This window comes from Kitasatospora sp. NPDC057904 (assembly GCF_042887925.1).
In the GTDB taxonomy this organism is placed as follows: Bacteria; Actinomycetota; Actinomycetes; order Streptomycetales; family Streptomycetaceae; genus Kitasatospora.
Map to the genome: position 1 here is coordinate 634,434 of NZ_JBHVOL010000001.1, position 15,179 is coordinate 649,612.

Genomic DNA, 15,179 nt, shown 5'->3' on the forward strand with positions numbered 1-15,179 from the left:
CTTCTTGACTATCAAAGTTTGTGACTGCTTCACTGGGTCCAGCGACCGCACCGCGGCACGCACTCGTGAAGGCGTAACAGCCATGCACGGAACGACCACTGACGGATCGTCGCGCTTCACCGAGCAGCTCACCGCGGACAACGCCACCCTGCTGCTCGTCGACCACCAGATCGGGCTGCTCGCCGCCGTGCGCGACTACACCGTCGCCGAGCTCAAGCACAACGTGGTCGCGCTGGCGCGGGCCGCGCGAGTGCTCGGGGTCCCGATCGTGGTGACGACCACGGCGGCGGAGTCCCTGTGGGGGCCGCTGGCGCCCGAACTGGCCGCGGCCCTGCCGCCGGAGCTGGAGGTCATCGACCGGAGCACGGTGAACGCGTGGGACGACCCCCGCGTCCGGGCGGCGGTCGAGGCCACCGGGCGGAAGAAGCTGATCGTCGCCGGCGTCTCCACCGAGGTCTGCCTGACCCTGCCCGCCCTCTCGGCCACCGGTGCCGGCTACGACGTGTACGGCGTCGTCGACGCCTCGGGCACGTTCAACGACACCAAGCGCACCACCGGCATCCTGCGGATGCAGCAAGCCGGGGTCATCGCCGTCGACTACGCGTCGGTCGCCGTGGAGATGCTCGCAGACAACGCGAGCCCGCTGGCCCCCGCGCTGTACGAGGCCGTGGGCATGGACTTCGGCATCCTGAACGGCCAGCTCCGCGAGGCCTACGCCAAGCAGGCCTGATCAAACAGGCCTACGCCGAACTGGCCTGATGCCGAGGGGCTTGAGACGAAGCAAGCCCTGGGCGCCGTCCTGCGGTGGCCGACCCGGCCGGCGCGGACCGCCGGCCGGGCGGGCGATATCGTGCACGGACCAGACCAGCGACCCGCTGCCGATCCGAAGGGGGACCGCCATGCCGGAGGACGACGCCTGTGCGACGAGCGCCGCACCGGAACCGGACCTCGGGGTGCTGACCGGCATCCTCTTCCGCGCCCTCCAGGACGAGCTCTGGCACACCATGGCCCACGAGGGGTTCGGCGACCTCGCCCCCCGGCACGGCGCCCTCCTCGCACACCTGCGTCCCGACGGCGTGCGCCCCAGCGAGCTGTCCCAACTGGCAGGCCTGCACAAGCAGATCATCGGCAACACCGTCGACGAGCTCGAAGCCCTCGGCTACGTCGAACGCCGGCCCGACCCCGCCGACCGCCGCGCCAAGCTCGTCGTGCCCACGGAGCGCGGCACCGCCGAGATCGCCGCCGCGCGCCGCGTCCTCGCCGCGATCGGCCGCCGCCACGCCGACGCGATCGGGGCCGAGGAGTACACGCGGTTCATGCGCTCGCTGACCCGCATCGCGCACCTCCAGCAGCGGGCCGTGCAGCAGCCCTGAGCAATGGCCCGACGTGGTCACCACCCACCCGTAGGCCGGAGAGTGAAGGAGCACCACCGCCCGTGAAGATCGAATTCGACCCCTCGTACGCCTTGGGGGACGTCTCCGGCTCCGCCGAGGACCTGAACCTTCTGGCCCGCGTGGTGGCCGAGGGGGAAGGGGTGATCGACCTCCCGTCCTCGGCCGCGACGGGCCGCCACGACCTCACGGGGGTCGAGGTCAGGGACACACCCGGCCCCGGCGTGCTGCTTCACCTGGACGCCTCGCGCCGGCTACTGGTGATCAGCGGCGACGGCCCGGCGCGGGCGGTGCTGGCCGACAACCTGCGGGAAATGGCCGAGCTCGACGACGGCGGCCACCTCCACATCGAGTACTTCCCCGACCACTTCTACCTCGCGGAGGGATCACTGGCGCTGGTGGTCAACAGCCCGCACGGGGGCATGCCCCGGCGGTGAGACCACACAGGAGCGATGTCCTTCGCGGTCACTGTCGTTCGCGTCAGTCCGACGATTCGGGCACGCGCCGGTAGCGCTCGTAGACGACGCGGGAACCGAACGTCCTGGTGTCGACCAGGTCCAGCCGGACGTCCTCCGTGACGGGCGGCAGGAAGGGCGTGCCGCCACCGACGACGATCGGGTGGCGGAACATGCGCAGCTCGTCGACGAGCCCTTGCACGACCGCCTGTGCCGCCAGGTCGGCGCCACCGACCTGGACGTCCAGGTCGGTGGCGGCGAGCGCCGCGGCGGCCTCCTCGGCCAGCGGCGCCCGGGCGAGCCGCGCGTTGCCCTCGACGCGGTCGAGCGTCCGGCTGAAGACGACCTTCGGGATCCCGCTCCACACGTCGGCGAACTCGGCCCACAGCTCGGTGTCGCGCATCGACGGGTCCGTCTCCCACGGCAGCATGGTCTCGTACAGCCTGCGGCCGCACAGCAACCCGCCGAGCTCCCTGATCTGTTCGACGTGGAAGCGGAACTGCTCCTCGCTCGGGACCGACCAGCCGAACTTGCCCCCGCGGTCGGAAATGAACCCGTCCACCGAGACGCCCATCGAGTAGATCAGCATGGCTCCGAGCCTATGCCGCCCGGCGCGCTCACGCCGCTTCCAACGCGACCACGCCCTGGCCGGACTCCAATGCCGCCGAGGCCGGCCGGGCCGACCGGCCAGGACCGACCGGCCAGGACCGACCGGTCAGGCGCCGGCGGCGATGGCCTCGGCGAGGTCGGCGTTGGTGAGGGCGCGGCCTCCGATGCCCCAGGCGCCGTCGCGGGCGTTGAGGATGTTGACCCACGTGTCGGCGGCGTCGTGGCCGGGGACGGACAGGTGCTCGACGCTGCTGCAAGGCGCGCACGTGCTGTGCCGGGCGGCCGGCGACCTCGCACCCTTCGAGCAGGTCGTACGGACGGCCGGCGCACTCGTGCCGGGGCTGTGACGGAACGGCTAGGAACCGCCCAGCAGCAGCCAGAGCAGCAGCGTCAGGTACGGCGTGGCCAGCGCCCCGCCGAGGCCCGCGCCGAATGCCAGCCCGAAGAGCAGGTCGGCCAGCCACATCACGCGCGTCGGCGCGATCACGCGCGACGGGTCGCGCAGGTCGTAGCGGACCTCGTTGCGCCGGTTGCCCCAGCGGACGGACTCGTCGTGCGCGGAGCCGTCGAGCGCGCGGAACAGTGCGCGGAGGTCACCGGCCTTGGCGTACGTGGCGAAATCGGGCTTGAACTCCGCCCGCACCGTCACCCCGCGCCGCCACACCTGCCAGCGCTTGACCGGCTGGACCACCCGGAGGGACAGCCCGATCAGCCACAGGCCGGCCGCCGCCATCGCCCAGGCCACGAACGTGAGCCAGCTTCCGGCCAACAGGGCGACCGGCACGGCGAGCGCCGCGTGCCCGATCTGCACGCGGACGAGCGGCGACGAGGCACGCAGGGCCCGGGCCGTCCGCCGCACCGCCCTGACCACGGCGGGCGGCGGCGTGACGTCCCGGATCGGCGGGCGGTCGCCCGGTCCGGGGCTGTCGCCGATCAGCGGCTCGATCTCGTCCGCGAGCGCCCGGGCGACCTCCGGCAGCCGGTGCCGGAGCGTCAGCGAGGTGTCGTCGAAGAGCTCGACCGTCAACGTCCCGCCGTCCACGCCGACCCTGCGCACCCAAACGCCCGGGACGACGATCAGCTCCCGCCCCCGCTGCCAGTGCACCGCGCCGTCGGCCACCCACAGCCGGGCCCGGCCCTGCACCAGGATCACTCCTGATGACCTGTCAACCGCGCTGCCATCCCCCATGAATGATCATCATACGGACACGGGGCTTCCGGCGGCTCCGAACAGCGATCAACCGAGGAAGTCCACCCGGTCGATCAGGCCCTCGCGGACCCGGTAGCCGACCAGCACCCGGACGGGGTCGGCCTTGATGCCGTGGGCGATCTCCCGATCCACGACCCACTCCCCCTCGGTCAGCCGTCCGACGATCTCGGCCCGGCACTGCGCCTTCGCGAACATGCCCGCGTACACCTCGCGCAGCGCCTCGCGCCCGTCGAGACGGCTGCCGTCGCGGCGGTTGACGGTGACGTCGGGGGCGTAGGTCGCCAGGAAGGCGTCCAGGTCATGGCTGTTGTAGGCGGCGAGCTGGCGTTCGACGACGATCTCCGGAGTGGTCATCGGACGATCATGCAGCGCGAGCTGCCGTTCGTCCAGGGATGACCGGGTGACCGTTCGTCTCAGACGTACTGGAGCAGCGGGGAACCCGGAAAGCCGTCGAGGCCCGCCCACTCGAACACGCAGACCGCGGCCACGACGTCCACCCGGGCTTCCAGAGGATCTCCAGCGAACAGCCAGTCGGCGCCGTCCGATTCGTCGTCGGCGAACTCGACCGGGCCGCTTCCCCACCCCTCCGCACCCGTCTCGTGCCCCGGGATGCGTTCCGTGCGTCCGCCGGTCCTGTGTCCGGCCCGGTGAGGGCTATCGCTTCCAGGGGCGGGCGAACTCGTGCAGGGCCGCCACGGCCGCGGGTGCCAGGGTGTGGTCGTTCACCGGCGTGCCGGCCGGGTGGAGGAAGTGGTCGACGCCGTCGAGGGTGCGCAGGCCCGGGCCGGTGGTGCGGGCATGGGCGAGGGCGGCGAGCAGGGGCGGGGTGGTCGCGCAGGGGACGTTGGTGTCGGCGGTGCCGCACGTGACGGTGACCCGGGTGCCGGGGCGAAGGGCGCGGGCGACGTCGGGCGGGTAGACGGCGTCGTCGCTGCGCACGAAGCGGGCGTTGTTCGGGCCGAACAGCGCGTTCAGGAGGGCGGCGAGCGGGGGCAGCAGCGTGCTCGTGTCGGCCGGGCGGCCGGCCCGGAATTCCGCTATTGCGGCGCTCACGCCCGCCTTGTTCGCCTCGGCCTGCGCCGCGGTGACCTGGCCGGCGGCGACGGCCTGGTCGAGCTGGCCGACGAGTTGGGCGGCGAGGAGGTCGAGGAGGCGGGCGTCCTGCGGTGCCAGCAGTGCGAGGCCGGCCGGCGCGGGCCGGACCGTCCGGGCGACGAGGAGGGCCTGCAGGCCGCCCTCGCTGTGGCCGACGACCAGGAGGGCGTGCGGGTCGGCCTCGGGCTGGTCGCGCAGGGTGGTGTAGGCGGCCGCGGCCTGGCGGGTGAAGGCGGCGAGGTCGAGCCGGCCGGGGTCGCCCTGGTAGGCGCCGGGGCCGGTGCGGCCGGTGAAGTACTTGTCGAAGCGCAGCGTCATGACGCCGTCGCCGCCGAGGGTTTCGGCGAGTTGGGCGAGGGTGCCCGGGGTCAGTGCGGGCGGCTCGTCGCCGTTGCGGTCGGTCGGCCCGCTGCCGGGGAGCAGCAGGGCGGCGGCGAGGCGGTGTCCGGCGCGGTGGGCGGGGACGTGGAGGGTGCCGTAGGCAGTGGTGCCGTCGGCGGTGAAGCGGATTTCGCGGTCGGCGGCGGGGATGAGCCCGCCGCGGTCGGCCGCGGTCGCGGCGGGTGTGCCCAGCCCTGCCACGGAGACTGCGGCGAGCAGGACGGCCGTCGCCGAGGTACGCCAACGCATCTGTGTTCTCCCGAGAGTTGAGGTGTGGTTCAGTGGCCGATCAGTTGCATGACCGTCACGAGGGCGGCCGGATCCCCAACCTACGTGAGCATCTCGTGGATGCGGCGGCGCGGGCCGTGCTGCCGGTCGACCGGCGGGAGCGCCGGGGCCGTGGCCCGAATGCGACGCCGTCGGGACCCGGCGGTCCTCGGCCCGCAGGTCCGCTGGCATCATGAACGCCCGGCGGCGGTCGGCCGGTTCGGGGAGGGAAGGGCAGGGGACGGGATGCCGTTTCGGTTCCACTTCACGGGCGAGGACCTGGCCCGCACGCGCGTGGCCGGGAGCGTGGCTCCGATGATGGAGCTGAACGCGGCCCTGCGCGTCCTGCAGGACCGCGGCCAGGACGTGCGGTTCGGGGCGTGGCGCCGCGAGGTCCGGGGCCGGCTGGAGCCGCGGGCGCGGATGGTCCTGGACCTGGTGCCGTCGCACGGGCTGTCGCCGGGGTTCCTCAACCCGACGGGCACCCGGAGCGTCGCGGAGCTGCTGGAGGCCGTCGCGGCCACGCCGGGCCGGCGGATCCGGGAGGACCTCGCCGAGGTGGCGGCCGTGCAGCCGGTCCCCGGGTGGGCCCGGGCGCTGGGCGAGGACCGGGAGTTGCTGGGCCGGCTGGTCGGGGCGCTCGGCCACGTCCACGACGTGCTGCTCGCGCCGTACCGGGCGCCGGCGGAGGACCTGCTCGCGGCCGACCGGGCGGCCCGTGGGCGCGACCTGCTGGAGGGCGGGGTCCAGCGGCTGTTCAACCAGCTGCTTCCGTCGCGCATCCGGTGGGAGGCGCCGGTGTTGAGCGTCAAGATGTTCTCGGGGCTGGACGAGGACATGCACCTGGACGGCCGGGGGCTGCTGCTGGTCCCCTCGGCGTTCGTCACGGGGGCGGCCGTGGTGTTCCCGGAGGGGAGGCCGCAGCCCGTGCTGCTCTACCCGGCTCACCAGCCGGACGCCGTAAGGCCGTTGGGAGCCTCGTCGGTGCCGACGTCCGCGGCGCTCGCGGCGCTGCTGGGCCGTACCCGCGCGGCCGTCCTGCTCACCATCGCGGAGCAGGACGGCTGCACGACGGGCGCGATCGCCTCCGCCGTCCGGATCTCGGCGGCCAGCGCGAGCGAGCACGCGACGGTGCTGCGGGCGGCCGGGCTGATCTCGACCCTGCGAGACCGGACCACGGCGATCCACTCCCCCACGACGGCCGGCCTCACCCTCCTCGGCGCGGGCGCCGCCTGACGCCTGATGCCTGACACCTGATGCCTGATGCCGCGAAGCGCCCGGGGCGGCGGCGGCCGGAGACCACCCCCGTCGGCCTCCGGCCGGCGCGGCCCCGCCCCGGTGCTCCCATCGTCCCGAGAGTGCCGCGGCGCTGTCGCCGTCCTTCGGCCTGGGCCGAAAAAGGACGGATCCGCAGCCGACTTCAGGAGGCCGTCACGCGCAGACCGGCGAGCAGCGTGCCGCCGTCGGGGGTGACGGCCAGGACGCGGCCGCTGCGGTGCCACAAGGTGACCGCCCCCGCGTGGTGGCGGATGCCCACCGGGGTACCGGCCGCGCCCGGGAAGCCGGCCGTGAACGCGGGCGTCGCGCCGGGGCCGGCACCGGCGCGGACGTGGGCGCCCGTCGCGTCCGTCGCGGTGTACGCCCACCACGCGCCGTCGGTGCGCGCCTCGCCCTCGCCGTCCACCTCCAGGGAGACCGATCCACTCTCGCCCGTCCAGCGGAGCGCGCCCGGCCCGACGCTCAGCAGACGGCCGTTGGCCAGCGGCTGCGCCGCGACCCGGTCGTCCTCCTCCAGTCCCAGGCGACGGCGCAGTTCCCAGCTGGGCTGGTCCCAGCGCCAGAGTTCGGCCTGGCCCGGCGTGCGGCCGTCGGAGCGGGTGCGCACCAGCGCGGCGCAGCTGGTCGCCGAGCGCACCACTGGGCCCGACAGTCGCTGGTCGTGGCCGAGTTCGCGCCACACGACGGTGGGACGCGGGGTGTGGGTGTCCAGGACGGTGATGCCGTCGTCGTCCGCCGTGAGCAGGTGGCGGCCGTCGAAGGACGGGACGATCTGGCGGGTCCGCAGCGTCGTCCACGGGTGGAGGGTGCGGGTGGCGAGGTCGAGGCGGACCAGTTCGTGGACGTCACCGTAGTGGGCGACCAGGAGCGCGGTGCCGCCGTGGTCGGCGACCACGAGCTGGTCGGCGGGCACGTCCCAGCGGGCCCGGGTGCGGCCGTCGGGGGCGAGCAGCCGGACGCCCGCGTGCCCGCAGGCGACCAGGACCGAGCCCGAGCCGAGCCGGACGGCGTCGAGGACGGGGAGCGTGCCGGGGCGGTCGGGGGCGGTCAGGTGCGGTACGCCGGCCACGCTGTGCTCGGCGCGGCGCAGGCGGGGCAGGTCGACGGCGGCGAACGGGTCTGCGCGCTTCAACAGCCGCTCGTGGAGCAGGTGTTCGGTGTGCGCATCGCGCGTGCCGTCCGGCCGGCCGAAGCCGCCGGCCCGGATGACGGCGCGGAGCGCGGCGGTGGTGAGCTCGCGGTCGACGGCCGGGTCGGCGGCGGGGAGGTCGGCGAGGGCGGCGGCGAGGGCGAGGCTCCCGGCGGCCTCGTCGCCGCCGTCGAGGAGGGCGCGGGCGAGTCGACGGGTGGCGTCTCCCGCGCCGAGGGCGAGCAGGTGGGCGAGGGCCCGGCCGCGGACGGGCCCGCCGAGGGCGACGGCGTCGCGCAGGTCGGCGGCGACGGTCGGGCGCAGGACGAGGTCGGGCCAGGCGGCGGCGACGGCGCCGAGCCGGTCGCCGCGGGAGCGGCAGTGCTCGACCCAGGCGGTGCGCAGGTCGCGGGCGGCGGCCCGGTCGGTGTCGGCGAGGCGCTCGACGGCGCGGGCGAAGGCGCCGCGGCGGTGGGCGGTGCGGACGGCGCGATCGCGGTCGCCGGCCCGCCACCAGAGGCGGACGATCAGGTGGGCGGCGAGGCGGCGGCCCTCGGCGAGTTCGGCGGCCTGGGCGGCGCGGTCGTGCCGGGCGAGCAGGGCGACGGCTTCGGCGGGGGCGTCGAGGAGGTCGGCGAGGACGAACGCGGCCTCGTCGATCCGCCCTTCGCCTTCGAGGGCGCGGGCGGCCTCGCGGTAGAGGTCGGTGAGGTACTGGTGGACCGTCGGGCCGCTGATCGGACTGGCGACGAGCGGACCGTCGGCGAGCCGCGGGGTGGGCCTGAGGGCGCCGGTGAAGCGGCGGGGCAGGCGGCGGCCGAACCAGACCGGCTGGTCGCGGGAGCCCGCGGCGGCGAGCCGGATGGCGTCGCGCAGGGCGTCCTCCCAGCGGCGCTGCTCGAATGCCCGGGTGAGGTCGCGGAGGTAGCGCAGGTGGCGGCGGTGGAGCGCGCCGGAGGTGGACGGCGTGCGCCGGGCGCCGCGCGGCCTGGCCGTGCTGCGGGCGGCAGCACCGCCGGCCGCAGCGTGGGCGGCACCGGCCGACCGCGCCTGGCGCCGGTCGTGCAGGACGAAGCCCAGGAGGACCGCGGCGGCGCCGCCGACGGCGAGCAGGAACGCGCCGAGGTGGAAGCCCCTGCGGGCGATCAGGTTCGAGAAGGGGATCGCGGCGATCGCGGCGACCAGGAACACCGCCGCAGCGGCGACCCACCCCTCGTTGGAGCGGTCCGGGCCCGACGCCGTACGGCGGCGCACACGGTCGGTCGACTCGGAGATCCCTGCGGCCGCACGAAGGTCCACGGCGGGCGCCTGCGGGACATCCTCCCGGACGGGCTCGGGCACGACCGGGGCACCGACCGCGCCGAGCCGGTGGAGGGTGAGTCCGGACAGGTCGAGCCAGTCCTCTGGTCTCAACCGTGGTAGTGCATCGATGATATGACGCTCAATCACACTACCAACGTGGAGCAGGAGTTCACCGGGAGCCGCATTCTCGTCACCTCGCAGCCCGACGGCCTCCAGCCCGCCCCCAACCGCGCGAAGCGGCTCCCCCGGAGCGCCGTCGACCCGGATCGGCGTCGGCTCGGGAAGCGTGAAGAGCCAGCGGCCGTCCGGAAGTTCGCGCAGCTCGGCGCCCGGCCGCCAGGCCGCCAGGACGCGGTCGGCGGCCTCGGCCGCACCGATCACGGGGGCGTCGAGCACGAAGCCGGACGCGTGGATGACAGGGCTCATTCGTCGTTCTCGATCGAGAGGAGGGTCTTGCCGGTCGCCGCATTGCCGGCCCTCAGCCGGCCCGGCCGGGGCTCGGCCGCGATCATCGGCCAGCGCGGGTGGACGGCGGGCACCGCGGGCCCGCCGGAGAAATCCGTGAGCGTGCGGACCTGGCCTTCGCGGACGGCGCGGACCAGGTGGGCGTCGCGGGTGCACGTGAGGAGCACGGGCGCACCGGACTCGTCCTCGATGATCGCGATGACATCGCCGCCGCCGGGGAGTTCGAGGTAGCGGCGCTCGCCCTTCCGGGTGCGGATGTCCCACCCGAAGTCGTCCTCGGACCACGCGAGCAGCCCGCCCGCGCCGTGCACGAGGTGCTCGCACTCGGCCACGCCGGGCGGGAGCTCGCCGTCGAACAGCCGCGGCTCCCGGGCCCGGACGAAGGGCCGACCGCCGGCGGTCGACACCACCGGCCCGTCGAGGGTGACCCGGCCGCCGGGCGCGATCCGTCGCCAGTGCCCGGCCAGGGGGACGACGAGGTCCTCGCCGTCGCGCACGAGCGGCAGGACGGGCTGGTGCGCGAGCGCGGGGAGTGCGGTGGTGTCGAGCCCGAGGTCGTCCAAGTCGACGTCGTAGCGGCCCGGTTCACCGAAACGGCTGCCGCTGACGTGGAGGAGGAGGCGGTTCCGCTCGGCGTAGTAGACGAGCAGGCGCCGACCGGTCCGTCCGGCGGCGACCACCTGTCCGCGCAGTTGGTGGCGGCGCGGCCGGGCGCTCCCGGCGAAGTGCGCCGCACTCGGCGGCAGCCTCACCGCGAGCAGCACGGAGGCGTCCCGGCCGCGCGCGAGCAGCGTCGCGGAGTCCGTGGTGAAGGCGGGCAGCGCCCCGGTGCCGCTGGGGAGCGGCGCGAAGACCACGCCGCCCCGGCGGAACTCGGAGCCGCGCAGCGCCCGGACGGCGACGGCGCCGGTGGGCAGCGGGAGTTCGGCCTTCGGCCCGCCGTCCACCCGGATCGCGACGCGGGCGGCGCCGTCGGCGGTCCAGCCGGTCTCCTCGGTGCTCAGCACGCCCTTGCGCGACGGCAGTTGCTCGGCCAGGCGCGGCGAGGCGAGCAGCCAGGCGCGGTCGCCGTCGGCCAGCGACTCCTCGGCGCGGCGGACGTCCTCGGGCGTCGGGTCGGCGTGCCGACGGGCGACGAGCCAGCGCGGCAGCACCTCGGCGAGGTCGCCGCCCAGCAGCCGGCCGGACGGGTCCCCGAGCACGCCGACCAGCAGTTCGGTGCCGCGGGCGACGGCCCGCCGGTGCAGCACCAGCAGGACGGCGAGCTGGACCAGCCGGCCCGCGCCCGCCTGGGCGGGGCCGGTGTCGACCAGGGCGACGACCCGGCCGCGACCGGTGTCCGTGGTCGACTCGGGCGCGAGGTGCAGCAGTTCGCGGTCCGCGTACCGGCGCAGGAACTCGTCCGGGGCCTCGTCGGCGAGCAGCCACTCGGAGGGCAGCAGCTGGTCCGGGCGCCCGGTGCGTGCGAGGCCGCCGTGGCCTTCGGGCGTGCCGAGGACGCCGGCGGTGCTCTCGTACCCGCCGATGATGGCGTCCAGGCGGCGCAGCAACGGATCGAGGGCGTCGGCGAGTTGGGGGCTGATGGCGGCAAACGAGCCGGCCCGGCCCACGGGCTCGGCGGACGGACGGACGGTCATCGCTCCCCCTCCCCGCGCGCGACGGACTCCAGCGCCGCTTGAGAACTGATGGCGCCGACCGAGGCGGCCCGGCCCACGGACTCGACGGTCGGTCGGACGGTCATCGCTCCCCCTCCCCGCGCGCGACGGACTCCAGCGCTGCCGGGTCCGTCCCGGGCGGTGGCCGGTCGGCCACCAGCGCGTGCCCCGGCACCAGGACGCACAGCTGCCCCTCGCCCGCCCCGAGGGCGGCGCACCACAGGGCGGCGGCGGGCTGCGGCCGCGCCGTAGTCGGTACCAGCAGGTCGCCGTCGAGGCCGAGGTAGCGGGCGCCGGGGGCCCACGGCAGGTCCTCGGTGGCGCCGAGCACGAGCAGGGCGGTGGCGTCGGCGGCGACGCCGAGACGGGTGCCGGTCAGGAGGCGTTCGCGGGTGGCGACGGCGAGGGCCGGGACGTCCTCGCCGAGCGCGAGCACGGCGGCGGCCGGCAGCGGCGGCTCACGGCGCTCCCAGCGGAGCGGGACGGGCGTCGGACGAGAAGCGTCAGCCGACACGTGGCGGTCCCCGCCAGTCAGGCGGGGGTCGTCAGCCGACACCTGGCGGTCGTCACTCGTCATGCGGGGGTCGCCGCCCGTCATGCGGCGGTCGTCACTCGTCATCCGGCGGTCGTCGCCCGTCATGCGGGGGCGACCGCGGCGACCAGGCCGGCGCGTATGCCGACCAACGCTCCGGGCAGGTCGGCCACGGCGAAGCCGGCGTCGATCTCGCGCAGGACGGCCTCCAGCCGCAGCCGCGAGTCCCGCCCGTCGGGCAGTCCGGCGTGCTCGGCGAGCAGAGCGGCGCCCGTGCGCACGAGCCGTTCGGCGCGCGCGGCGGTGCTGCGGGAGAGCTCCTCGGCGGTGTGCGCCAGGCTGCGGTTGGCGGCGCCGTCGATCAGGTCGGCGAGGGTCTCGCGGGCGAGCGCCTGGGTGTCGGCGGTGGGCGCGACCAGCGGCAGCACCCACAGGTCGCGCGCGGAGGCCGTGGTGCGCCCGTCGAGGACGGCGGCCGCCGCGACGAGGTTCTGCGAGCGCACCGCCCGGCGGTCGCTGATCGGGACTCCCGCCGCCCGCAGGCGCCGCAGCGCCGTGCCGAGCAGCGGGGTGACGGCGCCCAGGTCGCAGGACCGGGCCGCGGCGGCGAGCCGGTCGAGCGCGCCGAGCAGCCTCGCCGGCCGTTCGGGTGCGGTGTAGGGCCGCCGGCCGGCGGTCAGCAGGTCCTCCAACTGCCCGTCGGGGACGGGTTCGACGAAGACGCGCGCGAGGAACCGGTCCGCGAAGGCGGCGAGGGCCGGGTCCTCGGGCAGGTGGTTGGCGGCGCCGACGCACACCCGCAGCGGGCTGGCCAGCACCGTCCGGCCGCGCCGGAACACCCGGTCGTTGAGCAGGCCGAGCAGGGTGTTGAGCACGGCCGTCGAGCCGAGGAAGACCTCGTCGAGGAACGCGAACTCGGCCTCGGGGAGCATCCCTTCGGTCGCGAACTCGACGTGGCCCTCGCGCAGCCGGCGCAGGTCGACCGGGCCGAACAGCTCGTTGGGCTCGGTGAACCGGCCGAGCAGGTACTCGAAGTACCGCCCGCCCAGCTGCCCGGCGACCCGCCGCACCGCCTCGGACTTCGCCGTCCCGGGCTCGCCGATCACCAGCACGTGCTCCCCGGCGACGGCGCACAGCGTCACGACCTCGGCGACCGTCCCCCGGCCGACCAGCCCTTGCCCGGCGGCGGCCGCCGCGGCGGCGACCAGGTCGCCGTCCTCCGCGGTCGACCCGGCGGCGGACGGTCCCGGGCCGCCCCGCCCGTCACCGGCAAAACCGGACACGGTGTCGGATTCGGGCGTCGAGGCGGCCCGGGATGCCCCGGGGGCACGGCGGGTCGGGGCGGGACGGGACGTCAAGGCGTCGGTGGCGTCCGTGGCATCAGCGGTGTCAGTGGCGTCGGTGGCGTCGGTCACGAGCACGGGAGTCTACGGGTGCCCCGTTCGCGCCCACCAGCGGGTTTGGCGCCGCTCGGTTCCGCGCCCGCAGCGAAGGCTCCGGAGCCCGATCACCCGATCCGGCTGAGCCGGGCCCGCGTCGCCGGATCGCCCCCGACGGACGGGACCGCGGCCGGACGGTCCGGCTCGACCCGCTCCGGCCCGGCGAGCAGGATCGTGCGCTGCAGCCGCCGCAGACCGGCCGAGGGCTCCATGCCCAGCTCCCGGACCAGGGTGTTCCGCAGCCGCTGGTACGCCTCCAGCGCCTCGCCGCGCCGCCCGGAGCGGTGCAGGGCGAGCATGTACTGGCCGTGCAGGCTCTCGTGGGTGCGGTAGCGGTCGACCAGGACGGTCAGTTCGGCGAGCAGGACGCGGTGGCGGCCGAGGCGCAGGTCGGCCTCGATGCGCTGGTCCAGCGCGCAGAGCCGGGTCTCCTCCAGGCGTTTGGCCTCGACGGCGAGCTGGCCGCCGAGCGGGACGTCCGCGAGGGCCGGGCCGCGCCACAGGGCGAGGGCGTCGGCCAACTGCCGGGCCGCGAGCGCGTGGTCGCCGCCGTCCATGGCGCGGTAGCCGAGGCCGGCCAGGCGCTCGAACTCGTGGAGGTCGACGGTGCCGCCGCCGGTGTTGAGCATGTAGCCGCCGGGCGACGTCACCAGGACGTCCTTCGCGCACGTGGCGGCGCACGGCTCGTCGGCCTGGGCGAGCGCCTTGTCGATCAGGTCGCGCAGTTGCAGCACGTAGGTCTGGACGGTCGTGCGCGCGCTGCGCGGCGGGCGGCCGGACCACAACTCCTCGGCGAGGACGCCCGCCGGGACGACCTGGTCGGCCCGTAAGGCCAGCAGCGCGAGCACCTGCCGCGGTTTGGGCGCGGAGGGCACCACCGACTCCCCGCACACCCGGACCCCCAAAGCCCCCAGCACCCGGATCTCCACGATGACCACCCCACATCCAGACGCGTCGGCGGCCCCGACGGCCACCGGTCGGCCGAGTACCCGTCAGCCGGACGGCAGGGCACCCACCACCATCCAAAAACAGGGCGGACGGTTTGTCAATGGAAAACCGACCAAGCTGTTTGTTTTATGCCGAACAATTCGCCACCCGAAGCTCGACGGAGACCGACGGGGACCGACGAGCCCGACGGGCGGAGGCCTCAGCCGGCGTCCGCGCCGCCCACGGCGTCCGTCTCCTCCGGCGCTCCTGACGTCGCATCGGCCGCATCCGCACCGGCCGCCGCCCGCGCCGCCACCTCGGCCGCCACCCTGGCGCCGCGGTCGGGCGCGAGGTCGAGCGTGGCCAGCACGCCGGGCATCGCGATGCTCGGCATGACGAGCCGGTAGAGCCCGGACACCCGACGCTCCAAGTCCGCCCGCCCGGTGAGCTTCTGAGACTGGATCTGCACGCCGGTCCACGCTCCGGTCAGCAGCCAGGCGGTCTCGGCCGGCACCACGTGCGGCAGCAGTTCACCCTGCTCCTTCGCCGCCACGAGCACCTCCTCCAGCCGGCTGATCCAGCCCTGGAAGGCGCCGCCACGGAGATCGCCGAAGACGTCCTGGCCCAGCGAGAGCCGCGCGCCGGCGCTCAGGAGCGCATCCCGCGGCATCAGGTGCGCCACCACCATCCCGGTGTCGACGAACTCCTGGAGCTTGCAGCTCCGTTCGGGCAGCGGCCCTTGGACGAACTGCTCCTCCACCACGCCGAGCGCGAGGTCGCGCTTCGAGGCGAAGTGGAAGTACAGCGCCCCGCGCGTCACGCCCGCGCGCGCGACCACCTCGCCGATGGTCGCACCCTCGTAGCCGAACTCGTCGAAGACCGTCGCCGCGGCCTCCAGGATCGACCGCCGGGTCTGGACCGCCCTCTCCTGCCGCACCAACGCCACCACCCCTGAACCGTTCGGAGAACCAAACCAAACACCCTGTATCTTAGCCGTACAGGAACGGGCCGGTCCCCCTCCCAGGCGGTGACTCGTCCGCTCGG

15 protein-coding genes are annotated in these 15,179 nt (G+C 75.2%); 5 read left to right on the forward strand and 10 right to left on the reverse strand.

What is annotated here, in order from left to right; all coding sequences use genetic code 11:
• The first annotated feature begins 82 nt into the window (after positions 1–82).
• The 3 genes from ACFVSN_RS02955 to ACFVSN_RS02965 all read left to right on the forward strand — a co-directional run bounded on the left by ACFVSN_RS02955 (position 83) and on the right by ACFVSN_RS02965 (position 1,828).
• Positions 83–730, forward strand: coding sequence for an isochorismatase family protein (locus tag ACFVSN_RS02955; protein ID WP_380442576.1), 648 nt, complete (start codon positions 83–85; stop codon positions 728–730).
• 169 nt (positions 731–899) lie between these two features.
• Entirely contained in the window at positions 900–1,373 is a 474-nt protein-coding gene (locus ACFVSN_RS02960) for a MarR family winged helix-turn-helix transcriptional regulator (protein WP_387590599.1), read from the forward strand.
• A 62-nt stretch (positions 1,374–1,435) separates the two neighbouring features.
• Positions 1,436–1,828, forward strand: a complete 393-nt coding sequence (locus ACFVSN_RS02965; RefSeq protein WP_387590596.1) for a hypothetical protein — start codon at positions 1,436–1,438, stop codon at positions 1,826–1,828.
• A gap of 43 nt (positions 1,829–1,871) precedes the next feature.
• Here the strand turns inward: ACFVSN_RS02965 and ACFVSN_RS02970 are convergent, their stop codons facing one another.
• Positions 1,872–2,435, reverse strand: a complete 564-nt coding sequence (locus ACFVSN_RS02970) for a dihydrofolate reductase family protein (RefSeq protein ID WP_387953604.1) — start codon at positions 2,433–2,435, stop codon at positions 1,872–1,874.
• Positions 2,436–2,661: 226 nt separating this feature from the next.
• On the opposite strand from ACFVSN_RS02970, the gene ACFVSN_RS02975 reads away from it, so the two are divergent.
• Positions 2,662–2,802 (forward strand): hypothetical protein, encoded by a 141-nt coding sequence (locus ACFVSN_RS02975; RefSeq protein WP_387590594.1) that lies wholly within the window; start codon positions 2,662–2,664, stop codon positions 2,800–2,802.
• Between the two features lie 8 nt (positions 2,803–2,810).
• Here the strand turns inward: ACFVSN_RS02975 and ACFVSN_RS02980 are convergent, their stop codons facing one another.
• The 3 genes from ACFVSN_RS02980 to ACFVSN_RS02990 all read right to left on the reverse strand — a co-directional run bounded on the left by ACFVSN_RS02980 (position 2,811) and on the right by ACFVSN_RS02990 (position 5,390).
• The gene (locus ACFVSN_RS02980; RefSeq protein ID WP_387953605.1) at positions 2,811–3,608 is read right to left on the reverse strand and encodes a hypothetical protein; all 798 of its coding nucleotides are present in this window, start codon (positions 3,606–3,608) and stop codon (positions 2,811–2,813) included.
• A gap of 84 nt (positions 3,609–3,692) precedes the next feature.
• The gene (locus ACFVSN_RS02985; RefSeq protein ID WP_380442565.1) at positions 3,693–4,019 is read right to left on the reverse strand and encodes a nuclear transport factor 2 family protein; all 327 of its coding nucleotides are present in this window, start codon (positions 4,017–4,019) and stop codon (positions 3,693–3,695) included.
• A gap of 300 nt (positions 4,020–4,319) precedes the next feature.
• Positions 4,320–5,390, reverse strand: a complete 1,071-nt coding sequence (locus tag ACFVSN_RS02990) for an alpha/beta hydrolase (RefSeq protein ID WP_387590588.1) — start codon at positions 5,388–5,390, stop codon at positions 4,320–4,322.
• A gap of 264 nt (positions 5,391–5,654) precedes the next feature.
• Between ACFVSN_RS02990 and ACFVSN_RS02995 the strand changes: the two genes are divergently transcribed.
• Positions 5,655–6,644, forward strand: coding sequence for an ArsR/SmtB family transcription factor (locus ACFVSN_RS02995; RefSeq protein WP_387590585.1), 990 nt, complete (start codon positions 5,655–5,657; stop codon positions 6,642–6,644).
• A gap of 184 nt (positions 6,645–6,828) precedes the next feature.
• Here ACFVSN_RS02995 and ACFVSN_RS03000 read toward each other — a convergent pair whose 3' ends face one another.
• The 6 genes from ACFVSN_RS03000 to ACFVSN_RS03025 form a co-directional block, all read right to left on the reverse strand.
• Positions 6,829–9,543, reverse strand: coding sequence for a bpX6 domain-containing protein (locus ACFVSN_RS03000; protein ID WP_387590582.1), 2,715 nt, complete (start codon positions 9,541–9,543; stop codon positions 6,829–6,831).
• Entirely contained in the window at positions 9,540–11,219 is a 1,680-nt protein-coding gene (locus ACFVSN_RS03005) for a hypothetical protein (protein ID WP_387590579.1), read from the reverse strand. Before ACFVSN_RS03005 ends, ACFVSN_RS03000 begins: the two co-directional genes overlap by 4 nt.
• Before the next feature lie 100 nt (positions 11,220–11,319).
• A complete protein-coding gene (locus ACFVSN_RS03010) occupies positions 11,320–11,856 on the reverse strand; it encodes a hypothetical protein (RefSeq protein WP_387590576.1) in 537 nt (178 codons plus the stop codon).
• Positions 11,857–11,873: 17 nt separating this feature from the next.
• Entirely contained in the window at positions 11,874–13,184 is a 1,311-nt protein-coding gene (locus ACFVSN_RS03015) for an AAA family ATPase (RefSeq protein ID WP_387590573.1), read from the reverse strand.
• Positions 13,185–13,276: 92 nt separating this feature from the next.
• On the reverse strand, positions 13,277–14,137 hold the full coding sequence (locus ACFVSN_RS03020) for a BTAD domain-containing putative transcriptional regulator (protein ID WP_387590631.1): 861 nt from the start codon (positions 14,135–14,137) through the stop codon (positions 13,277–13,279).
• Between the two features lie 218 nt (positions 14,138–14,355).
• A complete protein-coding gene (locus ACFVSN_RS03025; RefSeq protein ID WP_380510180.1) occupies positions 14,356–15,072 on the reverse strand; it encodes a ScbR family autoregulator-binding transcription factor in 717 nt (238 codons plus the stop codon).
• Between the last annotated feature and the right edge of the window lie 107 nt (positions 15,073–15,179).